The 16140-nt window shown below is 68.6% G+C and carries 15 protein-coding genes; 10 read left to right on the top strand and 5 right to left on the bottom strand.

The window, feature by feature from the left end:
* Positions 1 to 152: 152 nt before the first annotated feature.
* A complete protein-coding gene (gene nadA / locus A3Q37_RS29030) occupies positions 153 to 1337 on the bottom strand; it encodes a quinolinate synthase NadA (protein ID WP_079138030.1) in 1185 nt (394 codons plus the stop codon).
* Between the two features lie 243 nt (positions 1338 to 1580).
* Here nadA and A3Q37_RS29025 point away from each other — a divergent pair, with 243 nt between their 5' ends.
* A complete protein-coding gene (locus A3Q37_RS29025; RefSeq protein ID WP_006123927.1) occupies positions 1581 to 1937 on the top strand; it encodes an iron-sulfur cluster assembly accessory protein in 357 nt (118 codons plus the stop codon).
* Between the two features lie 94 nt (positions 1938 to 2031).
* On the opposite strand, the gene A3Q37_RS29020 is transcribed toward A3Q37_RS29025, so the two are convergent.
* Positions 2032 to 3471 carry a hypothetical protein gene (locus tag A3Q37_RS29020; RefSeq protein ID WP_065488922.1) on the bottom strand — a complete coding sequence of 480 codons (1440 nt, stop codon included), beginning with the start codon at positions 3469 to 3471 and terminating at the stop codon, positions 2032 to 2034.
* Positions 3472 to 3688: 217 nt separating this feature from the next.
* Complete coding sequence (locus A3Q37_RS29015; RefSeq protein ID WP_065488918.1) at positions 3689 to 3886, bottom strand: hypothetical protein; 198 nt, start codon at positions 3884 to 3886, stop codon at positions 3689 to 3691.
* A gap of 156 nt (positions 3887 to 4042) precedes the next feature.
* Here A3Q37_RS29015 and A3Q37_RS29010 point away from each other — a divergent pair, with 156 nt between their 5' ends.
* Entirely contained in the window at positions 4043 to 5017 is a 975-nt protein-coding gene (locus A3Q37_RS29010; RefSeq protein WP_006123924.1) for a carbohydrate kinase family protein, read from the top strand.
* 15 nt (positions 5018 to 5032) lie between these two features.
* Here A3Q37_RS29010 and A3Q37_RS29005 read toward each other — a convergent pair whose 3' ends face one another.
* The gene (locus A3Q37_RS29005; RefSeq protein WP_065488913.1) at positions 5033 to 6415 is read right to left on the bottom strand and encodes a cysteine desulfurase/sulfurtransferase TusA family protein; all 1383 of its coding nucleotides are present in this window, start codon (positions 6413 to 6415) and stop codon (positions 5033 to 5035) included.
* Between the two features lie 272 nt (positions 6416 to 6687).
* Between A3Q37_RS29005 and coxB the strand changes: the two genes are divergently transcribed.
* From coxB to A3Q37_RS28985, 4 genes are all read left to right on the top strand, one after another.
* Positions 6688 to 7656, top strand: coding sequence for a cytochrome c oxidase subunit II (gene coxB, locus A3Q37_RS29000; protein ID WP_065488910.1), 969 nt, complete (start codon positions 6688 to 6690; stop codon positions 7654 to 7656).
* Positions 7653 to 9389 (top strand): cytochrome c oxidase subunit I, encoded by a 1737-nt coding sequence (ctaD, locus tag A3Q37_RS28995; protein WP_032784633.1) that lies wholly within the window; start codon positions 7653 to 7655, stop codon positions 9387 to 9389. Before coxB ends, ctaD begins: the two co-directional genes overlap by 4 nt.
* Positions 9386 to 9784 (top strand): cytochrome c oxidase subunit 4, encoded by a 399-nt coding sequence (locus A3Q37_RS28990; RefSeq protein WP_010057805.1) that lies wholly within the window; start codon positions 9386 to 9388, stop codon positions 9782 to 9784. The genes ctaD and A3Q37_RS28990 overlap by 4 nt, the downstream gene beginning before the upstream one ends.
* 141 nt (positions 9785 to 9925) lie before the next feature.
* Positions 9926 to 11179, top strand: coding sequence for an Ig-like domain-containing protein (locus A3Q37_RS28985; RefSeq protein WP_065488963.1), 1254 nt, complete (start codon positions 9926 to 9928; stop codon positions 11177 to 11179).
* Positions 11180 to 11263: 84 nt separating this feature from the next.
* Here A3Q37_RS28985 and A3Q37_RS28980 read toward each other — a convergent pair whose 3' ends face one another.
* The gene (locus A3Q37_RS28980; RefSeq protein WP_065488904.1) at positions 11264 to 11665 is read right to left on the bottom strand and encodes a response regulator transcription factor; all 402 of its coding nucleotides are present in this window, start codon (positions 11663 to 11665) and stop codon (positions 11264 to 11266) included.
* 199 nt (positions 11666 to 11864) lie between these two features.
* Here A3Q37_RS28980 and A3Q37_RS28975 point away from each other — a divergent pair, with 199 nt between their 5' ends.
* The 4 genes from A3Q37_RS28975 to A3Q37_RS28960 are packed head-to-tail and all read left to right on the top strand — an operon-like array spanning position 11865 to position 16046.
* Positions 11865 to 12485, top strand: coding sequence for a heme-copper oxidase subunit III (locus A3Q37_RS28975; protein ID WP_003969635.1), 621 nt, complete (start codon positions 11865 to 11867; stop codon positions 12483 to 12485).
* A 56-nt stretch (positions 12486 to 12541) separates the two neighbouring features.
* Entirely contained in the window at positions 12542 to 13351 is an 810-nt protein-coding gene (locus A3Q37_RS28970) for a c-type cytochrome (protein WP_032780254.1), read from the top strand.
* Complete coding sequence (locus tag A3Q37_RS28965) at positions 13348 to 14400, top strand: ubiquinol-cytochrome c reductase iron-sulfur subunit (RefSeq protein WP_065488901.1); 1053 nt, start codon at positions 13348 to 13350, stop codon at positions 14398 to 14400. Before A3Q37_RS28970 ends, A3Q37_RS28965 begins: the two co-directional genes overlap by 4 nt.
* Positions 14397 to 16046, top strand: coding sequence for a cytochrome bc complex cytochrome b subunit (locus A3Q37_RS28960; RefSeq protein WP_065488896.1), 1650 nt, complete (start codon positions 14397 to 14399; stop codon positions 16044 to 16046). Before A3Q37_RS28965 ends, A3Q37_RS28960 begins: the two co-directional genes overlap by 4 nt.
* Positions 16047 to 16140 lie beyond the last annotated feature (94 nt).

The following is a 16140-nucleotide window of genomic DNA, read 5'->3' as shown; positions in this document are numbered from 1 at the left end:
TAGTTACGCGGTGGCGTCATCCGTGGCCGTATGGCAGAACCGGCCCGACCGAGGGGCGTATCCCGGCCACGGCTCCCGGGGCACGTGAAAGCCCCGGCACACCGACCAGCGGCATATCGGGGCTTCCGGGCGTTCCCGTAACGGATACGGCGTTACGGCAGCGCCAGCATCCGCTCCAGCGCGAGCTTGGCGTACTTCTCCGTCTCCGGGTCGACCTCGATCCGGTTGACCAGCTTGCCGTCGGCCAGCGACTCCAGGGCCCAGACCAGGTGCGGCAGGTCGATGCGGTTCATCGTCGAGCAGAAGCAGACCGTCTTGTCGAGGAAGACGATCTCCTTGTCCTCGTCGGCGAAACGGTTCGCCAGGCGGCGTACCAGATTCAGCTCCGTACCGATGGCCCACTTCGAGCCGCGCGGGGCCGCCTCCAGGGCCTTGATGATGTACTCCGTCGAGCCCACGTAGTCCGCGGCCGCGACGACCTCGTGCTTGCACTCCGGGTGCACCAGCACGTTGACCCCGGGGATCCGGGCCCGGACGTCCTCGACCGACTCGACCGAGAAGCGGCCGTGGACCGAGCAGTGGCCGCGCCACAGGATCATCTTGGCGTCCCGCAGCTGCTCGGCGGTGAGGCCGCCGTTCGGCTTGTGCGGGTTGTAGACGACGCAGTCGTCAAGGCTCATCCCCATGTCCCGCACGGCCGTGTTGCGGCCCAGGTGCTGGTCGGGGAGGAAGAGGATCTTCTCGCCCTGCTCGAAGGCCCACTCCAGGGCCCGTTTCGCGTTGGACGAGGTGCAGATCGTGCCGCCGTGCTTGCCGGTGAAGGCCTTGATGTCGGCGGAGGAGTTCATGTACGAGACGGGCACCACCTGGTCGGCGACCCCGGCCTCCGTCAGCACGTCCCAGCACTCGGCGACCTGCTCGGCGGTGGCCATGTCGGCCATCGAGCAGCCGGCCGCCAGGTCGGGCAGCACGACCGCCTGGGCGTCCGTGGTCAGGATGTCCGCGGACTCGGCCATGAAGTGCACACCGCAGAAGACGATGTACTCCGCCTCCGGGCGCGCGGCGGCGTCACGGGCCAGCTTGAACGAGTCACCGGTGACGTCCGCGAACTGGATGACCTCGTCGCGCTGGTAGTGGTGGCCGAGGACGAACACCTTGTCCCCGAGCTTCTCCTTCGCGGCACGGGCGCGCTCCACCAGGTCCGGGTCGGACGGGGAGGGGAGGTCGCCGGGGCATTCGACGCCGCGCTCGCTCCTCGGGTCGGCCTCGCGGCCGAGCAGCAGCGCGAGGGGTGTGGGAGTTACGTCCAGGGGCTGGGCCGTGGTCACGTCACGCACCCTTTCTTCTCTGCGTTCTGCTCTGCGGCTTCGGCGAACGCGCCTTTTCGTCTATTTGACGCTATCTATGATAGCCGCTTCGTGTCACTTTGACGATGCCGATAGCGTCGATGTGACGCATCCCCCGGGCGAGCGGGTGTGCGAGCATGAAAAGGAACAGACACGCGCTTGGCCCGGAATGATTCCGGGGCTGAGACGGTTGAACCGTCGGCAAGCAGTCCGTACAACCCGGGAGAGAAGCAGATGTCCGTATCGGACGAGACCACCACCGTGAGCGACGGCATCCTCCTGTCCGACGCCGCCGCAGCCAAGGTCAAGGCCCTGCTGGAGCAGGAAGGCCGCGAGGATCTGGCGCTGCGCGTCGCCGTTCAGCCCGGCGGTTGCTCGGGCCTGCGCTACCAGCTCTTCTTCGACGAGCGCTCGCTCGACGGTGACGTGGTGAAGGACTTCGACGGTGTCAAGGTCGTCACCGACCGGATGAGCGCCCCGTACCTGGGCGGCGCCTCCATCGACTTCGTCGACACCATCGAGAAGCAGGGCTTCACGATCGACAACCCGAACGCCACCGGCTCCTGCGCCTGCGGCGACTCGTTCAGCTAAGCGCCGCGAGCGGGAAGCACGCGGCATACGGAGGCGGCCCCGGGAATCACTCCCGGGGCCGCCTCCGTACGCATGCCCTACGCGCGCCTCCGCGTCAGCCGCGCGGCACCGCACCGCCCGAGGCCGCGTCGATCACCGTGCGGTCGCCCAGCGGCTTCTCCAGCGTCACCGTCCGGGTCAGCTCCTTGGCGATCATGATGCAGGCCTTCTTGCCCTCCTGCGGCTTCTCCGTCACCGTGATCCGCACCTGGCCCGCGCTCTCCTCGGCGCTCGCCGTGTACGTACTGCACACCCCGCCCCAGAAGGTCACCTCAAGCGTCCGCCCGTCCGCGCCGTACGAGGTCACCTTCCGGTCCCCGGAGGGCGTCGGCGTCTCCGGCTTCTCGATGAACTTCGGGTCCACCGCCACCTGCGTGACCGTGTTCTCCGGGCCGCCCGGCGCCTGGCGGACCGTGAAGAGCCAGGACGGCACCAGCGTCTGCCGGCCGTCCACGTAGTTCAGCGCGAGACCGAACACCGCGTCCTCGACCGTCTGCGTCACCGGCGCCCGCTTGCCGTTCGACGGCACGCACTGCGGATCGGCGGGGGGCTTCGGCTCGCCCTCCAGCGGTACGGGAGTGGCGCAGCCGCCGATGTCCCGGCCGCCGTCGCCCTTGCCCCGGCTCGCCTCGTTGAGCTGCTTCAGCGCCTCGTCCGCGCTGACCGCCGGGTAGGTGGCGCCCTTCTCCAGCGCCTTCAGGTGTCCGCTGCCGCCGGTCACCTTGCCGTCCGGGCCCACCTGGACCCCGGTCGACCAGCCGTACGTCGGGAGCCCGTCGACCTTCGGATCGGCGTTCACCACGCGGACGTCGCCCATCAGCTGGCCCGCGTTCAGCGCCGCGTCGTCCTGGCCGGCCGCCTTGAGCACCGGGGCCGCGGCCGCCTTCGCCGCCTTCTCGCTCACCGGGTCGCCGCCGGACTCCGTGGCGCCGTTCGCGCACATCTTGCCCGGCTCGCAGGGCTTGGACGGGGTGGTGCGGGCGAACGTCCAGGTGCCCGGGGCCTGCTTGGCCACCTTCAGGAGCGCGCCGGGACCGTCGTCGTCGCCGACCACCCACGAGGTGCCCTCGGTGCGCGGCGAGCCCGGGATGCCCAGCGCCTTCGCCAGCCGGGCGACATCGGCGGATGCCACCGTGCCCTTCGCGTGGTGGACGGCCGCCTCGTCCGGACCGTCGGGCAGCTCGCCCGCGGCCCGGTAGATCACGGGCGGGCCGCCCGGGTCCGGTTCACCGGGGGCGATACCGGCGGGCGGGGAGTCCGAGGCCGAGGACGGGGAGCCCGGGCCGTCCGCCGCGGTGTCCAGGGCCAGCAGGGGGGCCGATTTCTTCGCCGCCGTACCGCTGTCGGCCCCGCCGCCGTCGCCCGAGGCGGTCGAGGCCCAGTACGCCCCGCCGCCTCCGGCCAGCAGCACGGCCGCGGCCACCGAGGCCACCGCGAGCGGCGGACGCCGCCGCCGGGGGCCGGTCACGTCGTTGTCGGGTCGCTCGGTGCTCACCGGATCGCTCCTTCGCCTGCGTTGCCGTCGCGGCGCCTACCGCGTGCCCCCGGACGGGGACACCGGTGGGACGGAGCCGAGGAGCGTACGGTTCCACCGGCCGGGAAAGACCCGGACGCGGGCATCGCACGATTCACGCCGGGGCGGGCGCGGAAAGGCCGAAAGGCGATCCCGCCCGGCCGGTCCCTCGCCGGACCTTGCCGGTCCTCGCCGGTCCTCAGTCCCCGTACTCGGACATCGCGTCGATCAGCCGCGCCGACGCGGGCGGTACTGTCACCCCGCTGATCAGGGCGGGCTTCACCGGAACCGGGGCGCTCTTCACCGGCGTCGTCCAGTGCGGAGCCATCCGCGCGCAGTCACCGCGCAGTGCGGCCAGGCTCAATTCCGACTCGGGCAATGCGGTGTGCTTCGACATATCCGCACCGTAACCACGGTCGCACTCAGGTAGAAAGCCCTACTATCGGGTAGTTTTCCCTTTTCCTGGAGGTCGGGTCACCCGGTAGCGTGAACTGTCACGTCGTCCCGGAGGGCGCACTCACGGCCCTTCGCCTTCCGCAGGAGCAGTCTCCCCGTGCGTATTGCAGTCACCGGCTCGATCGCCACCGACCACCTCATGACCTTCCCCGGCCGCTTCGCCGACCAGCTGGTCGCGGATCAGCTGCACACGGTCTCCCTCTCCTTCCTGGTCGACAACCTCGACGTCCGCCGCGGCGGTGTCGCCGCCAACATCTGCTTCGGCATGGGCCTGCTCGGCACGAAGCCGATCCTGGTCGGCGCCGCCGGGGCCGACTTCGACGAGTACCGCGCCTGGCTCGACCGGCACGGCGTCGAGACCGGCTCGGTCCGTATCTCCGAGGTCCTGCACACCGCCCGCTTCGTCTGCACCACCGACGCCGACCACAATCAGATCGGCTCCTTCTACACCGGCGCGATGAGCGAGGCCCGCCTCATCGAGCTGAAGAGCGTCGCCGACCGCGTCGGCGGCCTCGACCTCGTCTCCATCGGCGCCGACGACCCCGAGGCGATGCTCCGCCACACCGAGGAGTGCCGCTCCCGGAACATCCCGTTCGCCGCCGACTTCTCCCAGCAGATCGCGCGCATGGACGGCGAGGAGATCCGCATCCTCCTCGACGGCGCCACCTACCTCTTCTCCAACGAGTACGAGAAGGGGCTCATCGAGTCCAAGACCGGCTGGAGCGACGAGGAGATCCTCTCCAAGGTCGGCCACCGCGTCACCACCCTCGGCGCCCGCGGTGTCCGGATCGAGCGGGCCGGCGAGCCGGTCATCGAGGTCGGCTGCCCCGAGGAGGACACCAAGGCCGACCCCACCGGCGTCGGCGACGCCTTCCGCGCCGGCTTCCTCTCCGGCCTCGCCTGGGGCGTCGGCCTGGAGCGCGCCGCCCAGGTCGGCTGCATGCTCGCCACCCTGGTCATCGAGACGGTCGGCACCCAGGAGTACACCCTGCGCCGCACCCACTTCATGGACCGCTTCACCAAGGCGTACGGTCACGAGGCCGCCGCCGAGGTCCAGCAGCACCTGGCGTGAACCGCACCCTCTGACTCAGCCGAGCCGGCGGACCACATAGGCCGAACCCCGGTCCGCCGGCTCCTCGCCCACGTACTTCTGACCGCGCATCTCGCACCAGGCCGGGATGTCCAGGCGCGCCGCCTCGTCGTCGGCGAGCACCGTCACCGTGGCGCCCACCGCTACCTCCCCGATCACCTTTGCGAGTTCGATCACCGGGATCGGGCAGCGGCGGCCCAGCGCGTCGACCACCAGCGACGCGGCGGGCGCGGGGGAGGAGGGCGCGGACACCGGGGCCCCGAGCCGCTCCCGTACCTCCGCGACCACCCCCGGCACCACCTCCAGGAAACGGTCCACGTCCGCCTCCGTCGTACCGAGCGGCAGCGACACCCGGACGTTCCCCTCCGAGAGCACCCCCATCGCCTTGAGCACATGGCTCGGTGTCAGCGTGCTGCTCGTACAGGACGAACCGGACGATACGGAGAACTCCTTCCGGTCCAGCTCGTGCAGCAGGGTCTCCCCGTCGACATAGAGACAGGAGAAGGTGACCAGATGCGGCAGCCGCCGCACCGGATCGCCCACCACCTCCACATCGGGCACCCGCTCGGCCACCACGCTCCGGATCCGGTCCACCAGGGCCCGCAGCCGCACCGCCTCCGCCGCGGCCCCGTCCCGTACCGCGCGCAGCGAGGCCGCCGCCGCCACGATCGCCGGCAGGTTCTCGAACCCCGGCGCCCGCCCCGACTCCCGCTCCCCGGCCGGGCCTTGGGGCGAGAAGCGGGTTCCCTTGCGGACCGCGAGCAGCCCCACCCCGGCCGGTCCGCCCCACTTGTGCGCGCTCGCCGTCAGCAGCGACCAGCCCGCCGGGACCGGCCCCCAGCCGAGCGACTGGGCCGCGTCCACCAGCAGCGGAACCCCGGCTTCGGCGCAGAGCGCGGCGACCTCGGCCACCGGCTGCTCGGTGCCCACCTCGTGGTTGGCCGACTGGAGACAGGCCAGCGCGGTGTCCGCCCGCAGCGCCGCGCCGAACACCGCCGGGTCCACCGCCCCGAACCGGTCCACCGGGACCTCCGTGCACGAACCGCCCGCCGCCTCGTGGGCCGCCGCCGAATGGAGCACCGACGAGTGTTCGACCGCCGAGTGGGCCAGATGGCGGCCGACACGCCGACGCCCCGAAAGAGCCCCGGCAATTCCCGCGTGCACCGCCGTCGTCCCGGACGAGGTGAAGACCAGCTCGTCGGGGCGGCACCCGACGGCCTCCGCGGCCGCTTCCCGGGCCGCGTCCAGGAGCAGCCGGGCCCGCCGCCCCTCCCGGTACAGCCTGGCGGGATCGGCCCAGCCCTCGTCGAGCGCGGCAAGCAGCGCCTGGCGTGCGACGGGGTGCAGGGGGGCGGCGGAGGCGGCATCGAAGTAGGGCACCCCGCCACGCTAGCCCGCACCCGGCCCGGCCTCGCCGGGGGCCGCTCCTCCCGGGCGGGCGAGTGGGCGTCAGATGGGGCCCGGAGGCCCGCATTCCACCCCAAGGGGGTGTCGGGCGGCGCGTTGGGCACCCTCCCCGCGCGACCCCAAATAGCGTCCAGTAGGGTTTGGTCCGCATAAACATCCAAACCCCTGCCCGCGTCAGGGCGGCGACCGACCAGAGACATACGGGCGCGCCGACCGTGCGGGCGAGACTCTCGGGAAGGCGCTACGTGAGTCCCAACGGCTCCGACCGCTCGTCGCGGCGCCCGATGCGGCGGAAGCTGCCGCAGGTGCTGACTGCGGGCCTGGTCCTGGCGACGGCCTCCGGTTGTTCATACAACTGGGAGGATTTTCCCCGCCTCGGTATGCCCACCCCGGTGACGGAAGAGGCCCCTCGGATCCTCTCCCTCTGGCAAGGCTCGTGGGCGGCAGCGCTCGTCACGGGTGTCCTTGTCTGGGGGCTGATCCTCTGGAGCGTCTTCTTCCACCGGCGTAGCCGGACCAAGGTGGAGGTACCTCCGCAGACCAGGTACAACATGCCCATCGAGGCGTTGTACACAGTGGTTCCCCTCATCATCGTGTCGGTGCTCTTCTACTTCACCGCGCGTGATGAGTCGAAGCTCCTCGAGCTCTCCGACAAGCCCGCCCACACCGTCAACGTGGTCGGCTTCCAGTGGAGCTGGGGCTTCAACTACATCGAGAAGGTGGATGGCCAGCCCGCGGCGGGCCCCGAGGTCCCCAAGGAGCTCGACGCCATCCCCGACCGGTTCCGCAAGGACTTCCCCGAGGGCGCCGGCGGCGTCTACGACGTGGGCATCCCCGGGACCCGCAACCCGCAGAACGGCAACCCGGGTCCGACCCTGTGGCTGCCGAAGGGTGAGAAGGTCCGTTTCATCCTCACTTCGCGTGACGTCATCCACTCCTTCTGGGTGGTGCCGTTCCTCATGAAGCAGGACGTCATTCCGGGCCACACCAACGCGTTCGAGGTCACTCCCACCCGGGAGGGCACCTTCATGGGCAAGTGCGCCGAGCTCTGTGGCGCCGACCATTCCCGGATGCTCTTCAACGTCAAGGTCGTCTCCCCCGAGCGTTACCAGCAGCACCTCAAGGAGCTCGCTGAGAAGGGTCAGACGGGCTACGTGCCGGCAGGCATCGCGCAGACGGATCCGGCCAGGAATGCGGAGAAGAACCAACTGTGAGCATCCTCAACGAACCTCAGGGTGCCGCTCCGGCAGACGACTCGTACGAGGACGAACTGCCCGTGCGGCGCAAGCAGCCGGGAAACATCGTCGTGAAGTGGCTGACCACCACCGACCACAAGACGATCGGTACGCTCTACCTGGTCACCTCGTTCGTGTTCTTCTGCATCGGCGGACTCATGGCGCTCTTCATGCGCGCCGAGCTGGCCCGTCCGGGCACGCAGATCATGTCGAACGAGCAGTTCAACCAGGCGTTCACGATGCACGGCACGATCATGCTGCTGATGTTCGCGACGCCGCTGTTCGCCGGATTCGCCAACTGGATCATGCCGCTTCAGATCGGCGCGCCCGATGTGGCGTTCCCGCGGCTGAACATGTTCGCCTACTGGCTGTACCTCTTCGGCTCGCTCATCGCGGTGGCCGGGTTCCTCACCCCGCAGGGTGCGGCCGACTTCGGCTGGTTCGCCTACTCCCCGCTCTCGGACGCGGTCCGTTCGCCGGGCGTCGGCGCCGACATGTGGATCATGGGTCTGGCCTTCTCCGGCTTCGGCACGATCCTCGGTTCGGTCAACTTCATCACCACGATCATCTGCATGCGCGCCCCCGGCATGACGATGTTCCGCATGCCGATCTTCACCTGGAACGTCCTGCTGACCGGTGTTCTGGTCCTGCTGGCCTTCCCGGTTCTCGCCGCCGCGCTCTTCGCGCTGGAGGCGGACCGTAAATTCGGTGCGCATATCTTCGACTCCGCCAACGGCGGCGCCTTGCTCTGGCAACACCTCTTCTGGTTCTTCGGCCACCCAGAGGTGTACATCATCGCGTTGCCATTCTTCGGAATCATCTCCGAGGTCATCCCGGTCTTCAGCCGCAAGCCGATGTTCGGCTACATCGGTCTGATCGCCGCGACGATCGCCATCGCCGGCCTTTCCGTGACGGTGTGGGCGCACCATATGTACGTCACCGGCGGCGTCCTGTTGCCGTTCTTCTCCTTCATGACGTTCCTCATCGCCGTACCAACAGGCGTGAAGTTCTTCAACTGGATCGGCACGATGTGGAAGGGGTCGTTGTCCTTCGAGACACCGATGCTCTGGGCCGTCGGCTTCCTGATCACCTTCACCTTCGGTGGTCTGACCGGCGTCATCCTCGCCTCGCCCCCGATGGACTTCCACGTCTCCGACTCGTACTTCGTCGTCGCGCACTTCCACTACGTCATCTTCGGCACCGTGGTCTTCGCGATGTTCTCCGGATTCCACTTCTGGTGGCCGAAGTTCACCGGCAAGATGCTGGACGAGCGGCTCGGCAAGATCACGTTCTGGACGCTGTTCGTGGGCTTCCACGGCACGTTCCTGGTGCAGCACTGGCTCGGTGCCGAGGGCATGCCGCGGCGTTACGCGGACTACCTCGACGCCGACGGATTCACCGCGCTGAACACGATCTCGACGATCTCCTCGTTCCTGCTCGGCCTGTCGATGCTCCCGTTCTTCTACAACGTCTGGAAGACCGCGAAGTACGGCAAGAAGATCGAGGTCGACGACCCGTGGGGGTACGGCCGTTCGCTGGAGTGGGCGACCTCCTGCCCGCCGCCGCGGCACAACTTCCTCACCCTGCCGCGGATCCGTTCCGAATCCCCGGCGTTCGACCTGCACCACCCGGAGATCACCGCGCTGGAGCAGCTCGGCCATGACTCCGAGTCGGACAAGGCTCTGGCCGGCGGCAAGGAGGCAGGCAAGTGAAGATCCAGGGACAGATGTTCATCTGGCTGAGCGTCTTCATCCTCGGCATGGCCGTCGTGTACGGCGTGTGGTCGAAGGAGCCGGTCGGCACCACGGCCCTCTTCCTGGCCTTCGGCCTGGCCATCATGATCGGCTTCTACCTGGCCTTCACGGCCAACCGGGTCGACGCGATGGCCCAGGACAACAAGGAAGCCGATGTCGCCGACGAGGCGGGCGAGCTGGGGTTCTTCTCCCCGCACAGCTGGCAGCCGCTCTCCCTGGCGGTCGGCGGGGCCTTCGCCTTCATGGGCGTCGTCTTCGGCTGGTGGCTGCTCTACTTCTCCGCCCCCCTGCTCCTGATCGGCCTCTTCGGCTGGGTCTTCGAGTACTACCGGGGCGAGAACCGCACCCAGTGACACCGCACCCCGTGCCACCGCACCGCCGGTGACACGCGCTACACCACGAAAGGCCCGCGCCGCCGCAAGCGACGCGGGCCTTTCGCCCGTTTGCAGTCACTGAACGCGCTGGAACGGAGGAACCTTCCTAGCGTGGAGCGCATGAACCACACGCCACGCATCCGCACCGTAGTGAGCTGCACCCTCCTGGTCGTGACCCTCGCCGCGGGTGCGACCGCATGTGGCTCGCCCGACGGCCACCCGCTCTCGACGAAGCCCTACGACGCGGGCGACCAGATCTCCTTCAACGGCCCCTCCGACAAGGAGAAGGCCGACCCCGACAAGCCGCTGGAAGTCACCGTCAAGGGTGACGACGGGCGCATCACCGACGTCAGCGCCGTGGACACCGGCGGCCGCCACCTCGCGGGCGAACTCTCCGCCGACGGCAGGCGCTGGCGCTCCACCGCCCCGCTCGCCGCCGGCACCGGATACACCGTCAGGGTCTCCACCGAGAACGGCGACGGCGCCCCAGGCGTCCGTACGCTCTCCTTCGACACCTCCTCGCCCAAGAAGCTGCTGAAGGTCGCCTTCGGCCCGGAGGCGGGCACCTACGGCGTCGGACAGCCCATCACGGCGGAACTCAGCGCTCCGATCACCGACAAGGCGGCCAGGGCCACCGTCGAGCGCGCCCTGAAGGTCCGCTCCACCCCGGCCACCACCGGCTCCTGGTACTGGGTCGACGACAAGAAACTGCACTACCGTCCGAAGGAGTACTGGCCGGCGAAGGCCACCATCGAGGTGCGCTCCAACCTGGCCGGCATCAAGGTGACCAACGCGCTCTACGGAGCCGAGGCCAAGCCCCTCAAGCTCACCACCGGCGACCGGATCGAGGCCGTCACCGACGCCTCGGACCACTCCATGACGGTGCTCCGCAACGGAGAAGTGATCAACACCATTCCGGTCACCACCGGCAAGCCCGGCTTCTCCACCCGCAACGGCGTCAAGGTGGTGCTCGCCAAGGAGCAGTTCGTCCGTATGCGCGGCGAGTCCATCGGCATCGCGGCCGGCTCGTCGGAGTCGTACGACCTGCCGGTCTACTGGGCCACCCGGGTGACCTGGAGCGGCGAGTACGTCCACGCCGCCCCCTGGTCCACCGGCTCCCAGGGCAACGCCAACGTCAGCCACGGCTGCACCGGCATGAGCATGAGCAACGCCGAGTGGTTCTTCGACACCGTGCGCGAGGGCGACATCGTCAAGGTCGTCGGCAGCCTGGGCGAGGACATGGACCCGTTCGGCAACGGGTTCGGCGACTGGAACCTCTCCTGGGAGAAGTGGCAGAAGGGCAGCGCCCTCCACGAAGGGGCGCCGGACAGCCCGCAGACGCTCCAGACCGCCCGGCTGCGGCCCCACGTCTGACCGGCAGGGCCCCCGCCACGTACGCCGAGAAGCCCCCACGCCCTCCTGCGGGCCGTGGGGGCTCCTCCGTGCCTCGGGCGGCTCTCAGGCCTCCACGGCGAGCCGCTGCCGCAGCAGCGCCGCCAGCGCGTCGGCGAACTCCACCGGGTCCACCGGCAGCGTCACGGCGGAGTCCGCCCGGCTCCAGGTGGCCAGCCACGCGTCCTGCGGGCGGCCGATCAGCAGGAGGACCGGCGGGCAGCGGAAGATCTCGTCCTTGATCTGGCGGCAGACGCCCATGCCGCCGACGGGAGCCGTCTCCCCGTCCAGCACACAGACGTCGATGCCGCCGCCGTCCAGCGCCTTCAGGACGGCCGGGAGCGTCGCGCACTCCAGGAACTCCACCGGTGGGACGTCCGCGGCAGGCCTGCGACCGGCTGCCAGCCTCACCTGCTCCCGGATGTTGGCGTCGTCGCTGTAGACCAGGACCGTGGCGGTCGCCTGCATTGTTCCTCCGTGACATCGACGTCGTCGGGGCTCTCGGGGCATGAACCGATGCGCGGATCGTACTCCGCCCGACCGGCCGTCAGCACCGGTAATGACGACGCCGGGATGGGCCGTTCGGCGCAGGGCAGGACCCCTGCGGACGGTACGGACACACCGAACGGCACCCCCCGGGGTGAGGGCGGGATAAGCGACCGACATAATGTCGGTCGTGGCGACAGCAACGACAGTAGAAACCGGGCACGCGCACCCGTCGGTCAATCGGCCGAACCTCACCAGCGTCGGAACCATCATCTGGTTGAGTTCCGAGCTGATGTTCTTCGCGGCCCTCTTCGCGATGTACTTCACCCTGCGATCGGTGATGGGACCCGATTACTGGAAGGAGATGTCCGATCATCTGAACTTCCCGTTCTCGGCGACGAACACCACGATCCTGGTGCTCTCCTCACTCACCTGCCAGCTCGGCGTCTTCGCCGCCGAGCGGGGCGATGTGAAGAAGCTCCGCACCTGGTTCATCATCACGTTCGTGATGGGTGCGATCTTCATCGGCGGCCAGGTCCTGGAGTACACCGAGCTGGTCAAGGACGCGGGGCTCTCCCTCTCGTCCGACCCCTACGGCTCGGTGTTCTACCTGACCACCGGCTTCCACGGTCTGCACGTGACAGGCGGTCTCATCGCCTTCCTGCTGGTCCTCGGCAGAACGTACGCGGCCAAGAGGTTCACCCACGATCAGGCCACCGCCGCCATCGTCGTGTCCTACTACTGGCACTTCGTCGATGTCGTATGGATCGGCCTGTTCGCAACGATCTACATGATCAAGTAACCCGGGCTCGCACCCGCCCACCATCGACGCAGAAGATCCTGACACCGGGGTAATCCGTGAAAAAGCTCTCCGCACGACGACGCCATCCGCTGGCGGCGGTCGTCGTACTACTCCTCGCGCTGGCGGCTACCGGGGGGCTGTACGCCGCGTTTGCGCCCGCGGGCAAGGCGCAGGCCGATGAAACCGCCCAGTCCCTCGCCATCGAAGAGGGCAAGAAGCTCTACGCCGTAGGCTGCGCCAGCTGCCACGGAACCGGCGGTCAGGGCACCACCGACGGGCCGTCCCTCGTGGGCGTCGGCTCCGCCGCCGTCGACTTCCAGGTCGGTACGGGCCGGATGCCCGCGCAGCAGCCGGGCGCCCAGGTACCGAAGAAGAAGGTCATCTACAGCCAGGCTGAGATCGACCAGCTCGCGGCGTACGTCGCGTCGCTCGGCGCCGGTCCGGTCACCCCGACCGACAAGCAGGTCGACCCGGCGGGCGCGGACGTCGCCAACGGCGGCGAGCTGTTCCGTACCAACTGCGCCCAGTGCCACAACTTCACCGGTAAGGGCGGAGCCCTGACGGAGGGCAAGTACGCACCGGACCTCGAGGGTGTGAGCCCGAAGCACATCTACGAGGCCATGCAGACCGGCCCGCAGAGCATGCCCTCCTTCCCCGACACGATGATGCCGGAGCAGGAGAAGAAGGACATCATCGCGTACATCGAGTCCGTGAACGGTGACGAGACGGAGAGCCCCGGCGGTCTGGCCCTCGGCGGTCTCGGTCCGGTCAGCGAAGGTCTGTTCGCCTGGATCTTCGGACTCGGCGCGCTCGTCGCAGTCGCCGTTTGGGTCGCGGCCCACACCGCTAAGGCCAAGAAGTCATGAGTAGCCAACAGATTCCAGAAGACAGCCTGCCCGTGGTGCAGGAGACCGCGCACGGCGCGGTCGAGGGTACGGACGACCCGTTCGCCGACCCGGGGCTGCCGGCCCACAAGCCGCGCATCCAGGACCTGGACGAACGCGCCGCGAACCGCTCCGAGCGGGCCGTCGCGCTCATGTTCACCCTCTCGATGCTGGCGACGGTGGGCTTCATCGCCTCCTACGTCATCTTCCCGGTGGACAAGATCGTCTACATCTGGCCGTTCGGCCATGTGAGCGCGCTCAACTTCTCCCTGGGTCTCACCCTGGGCGCGGCGCTCTTCTTCATCGGAGCGGGGGCCGTCCACTGGGCGCGCACCCTGATGTCCGACGTCGAGGTCGCCGCCGAGCGTCACCCGATCGAGGCGGCGCCCGAGGTCAAGGCCCAGGTCCTGGCCGACTTCAAGGCCGGTGCCGAGGAGTCCGCGATCGGCCGTCGCAAGCTGATCCGCAACACCATGTTCGGTGCGCTGGCCCTGGTGCCGCTCTCCGGTGTGGTGCTGCTGCGCGACCTCGGTCCGCTGCCGGAGAAGAAGCTCCGCAACACCCTCTGGGCGGAGGGCAAGCAGCTCATCAACATGAACACGATGAAGCCGCTGCGCCCCGAGCACATCACCGTCGGGTCGCTGGCCTTCGCCATGCCCGAGGGGCTCGACCCGGAGGCGCACGACTTCCAGACGCAGATGGGCAAGGCCGCCCTGATGATCGTCCGCATCGAGCCGGACGACATCAAGGACAAGCGGCAGCGTGACTGGGCCCACGAGGGCATCGTCGCGTTCTCCAAGATCTGCACCCACGTCGGCTGCCCGATCAGCCTGTACGAGCAGCAGACGCATCACGTGCTCTGCCCGTGCCACCAGTCCACCTTCGACCTCTCCGACGGCGCTCGCGTCATCTTCGGTCCGGCCGGCCACCCCCTTCCGCAGCTGCGGATCGGTGTCAACAGCGAGGGCAACCTCGAGGCGCTCGGCGACTTCGACGAGCCCGTCGGTGCTGCCTTCTGGGAGCGCGGATGAGTACTGCGACAAAGAACCCCTCCGCCGCCGAACCGGCGAGCGGGCGCAAGGCTCCGGCCGGCGAGCGGGTTGCCGACTGGGCGGACGGCCGGCTGGGCATCTACGGCCTGGCCAAGGCCAACATGCGCAAGATCTTCCCGGACCACTGGTCCTTCATGCTCGGTGAGGTCTGCCTCTACAGCTTCATCATCATCATCCTCACGGGTGTGTATCTGACGCTGTTCTTCCAGCCGAGCATGGGCGAGATCGTCTACCACGGTCCGTACGAGCCCATGCAGGGCATCCGGATGTCCGAGGCCTACGCCTCGACCCTGAAGATCAGCTTCGAGGTCCGCGGCGGTCTGCTGGTCCGGCAGATCCACCACTGGGCCGCGCTGATCTTCCTGGCCGGCATGTTCGTGCACATGATGCGCGTCTTCTTCACGGGCGCCTTCCGCAAGCCGCGCGAGATCAACTGGCTCTTCGGCTTCCTGCTGTTCGTGCTCGGTATGTTCACCGGGTTCACCGGCTACTCCCTCCCGGACGACCTGCTCTCCGGTACGGGTGTCCGCTTCACCCAGGGCGCGATCCTGTCCGTGCCGATCGTCGGTACGTACATCTCGATGTTCCTGTTCGGCGGCGAGTTCCCCGGCCACGACTTCGTGGCCCGGTTCTACTCGATCCACATCCTGCTGCTGCCGGGCATCATGCTCGGCCTGCTGGTGGCCCACCTGATCCTGGTCTTTTACCACAAGCACACGCAGTTCGCGGGTCCCGGCCGGACCAACAAGAACGTCGTCGGCATGCCGCTGCTGCCCGTGTACATGGCGAAGGCCGGAGGGTTCTTCTTCCTCGTCTTCGGCATCATCGCGATCATCTCGGCCATCGCCACGATCAACCCGATCTGGGCGCTCGGCCCGTACCGGGTCGACCAGGTGTCCACCGGCGCCCAGCCCGACTGGTACATGGGCTTCGCCGAGGGTCTGGTCCGTGTGATGCCGGGCTGGGAGATCAACCTGTGGGGCCACACGCTCGTCCTGGGCGTGTTCATCCCGCTGGTCGCCTTCGGCCTGGTGCTCGGTGTCATCGCGCTCTACCCGTTCATCGAGTCCTGGATCACCGGCGACAAGCGCGAGCACCACATCCTGGACCGCCCGCGCAACGCCCCGACCCGGACCGCGTTCGGCGTCGCCTGGATCACGGCGTACTTCGTCGGCCTCGTCGGCGGTGGAAACGACCTGTGGGCCACGCACTTCCACCTGTCGATCAACTCGATCACCTGGTTCGTCCGGATCTTCTTCTTCGCCGGACCGGTCATCGCGTTCATCGTCACCAAGCGGATCTGCCTCGGCCTCCAGCGCCGCGACAAGGAGAAGGTGCTGCACGGTCGCGAGACCGGCATCATCAAGCGCCTGCCGCACGGTGAGTTCGTCGAGATCCACGAGCCGCTCAGCCAGGAGCAGCTGCACACGCTCACGGCGCACGAGCAGTACAAGCCGCTCGAACTCGGCCCCGCGGTCGACGAGAACGGCGTCAAGCGCAAGATCTCCCCGGTCCAGAAGCTGCGCGCCAAGCTCAGCAAGGGGTACTTCGCCGACGGGAACCAGATCCCCAAGGCGACCGCCGAGGAGTACAAGGAGATCACCGAGGGCCACGCCCACCACTGATCACCTGACCTGATCGCCACCGCGAGAGCCCCGTCCAGAGCATGGACGGGGCTCTTCGCGGTCCCCGGGGCTGGATAGGGTGGAGCCACATCCA

This window comes from Streptomyces sp. PTY087I2 (assembly GCF_001687325.1).
Taxonomy (GTDB): Bacteria; Actinomycetota; Actinomycetes; order Streptomycetales; family Streptomycetaceae; genus Streptomyces.
Note: the sequence above shows the minus strand (reverse complement) of the source record. Positions and strands in the feature narration are given on the sequence as shown.

Excerpts from the sequence above, each read along its gene's own strand:
- A3Q37_RS29025 (WP_006123927.1), top strand. The coding sequence starts at position 1,581 with ATGTCCGTATCGGACGAGACCACCACCGTGAGCGACGGCATCCTCCTG.
- A3Q37_RS29015 (WP_065488918.1), bottom strand. The coding sequence starts at position 3,886 with ATGTCGAAGCACACCGCATTGCCCGAGTCGGAATTGAGCCTGGCCGCA.
- A3Q37_RS28985 (WP_065488963.1), top strand. The coding sequence starts at position 9,926 with ATGAACCACACGCCACGCATCCGCACCGTAGTGAGCTGCACCCTCCTG.
- A3Q37_RS28980 (WP_065488904.1), bottom strand. The coding sequence starts at position 11,665 with ATGCAGGCGACCGCCACGGTCCTGGTCTACAGCGACGACGCCAACATC.
- A3Q37_RS28975 (WP_003969635.1), top strand. The coding sequence starts at position 11,865 with ATGTCGGTCGTGGCGACAGCAACGACAGTAGAAACCGGGCACGCGCAC.
- A3Q37_RS28965 (WP_065488901.1), top strand. The coding sequence starts at position 13,348 with ATGAGTAGCCAACAGATTCCAGAAGACAGCCTGCCCGTGGTGCAGGAG.
- A3Q37_RS28960 (WP_065488896.1), top strand. The coding sequence starts at position 14,397 with ATGAGTACTGCGACAAAGAACCCCTCCGCCGCCGAACCGGCGAGCGGG.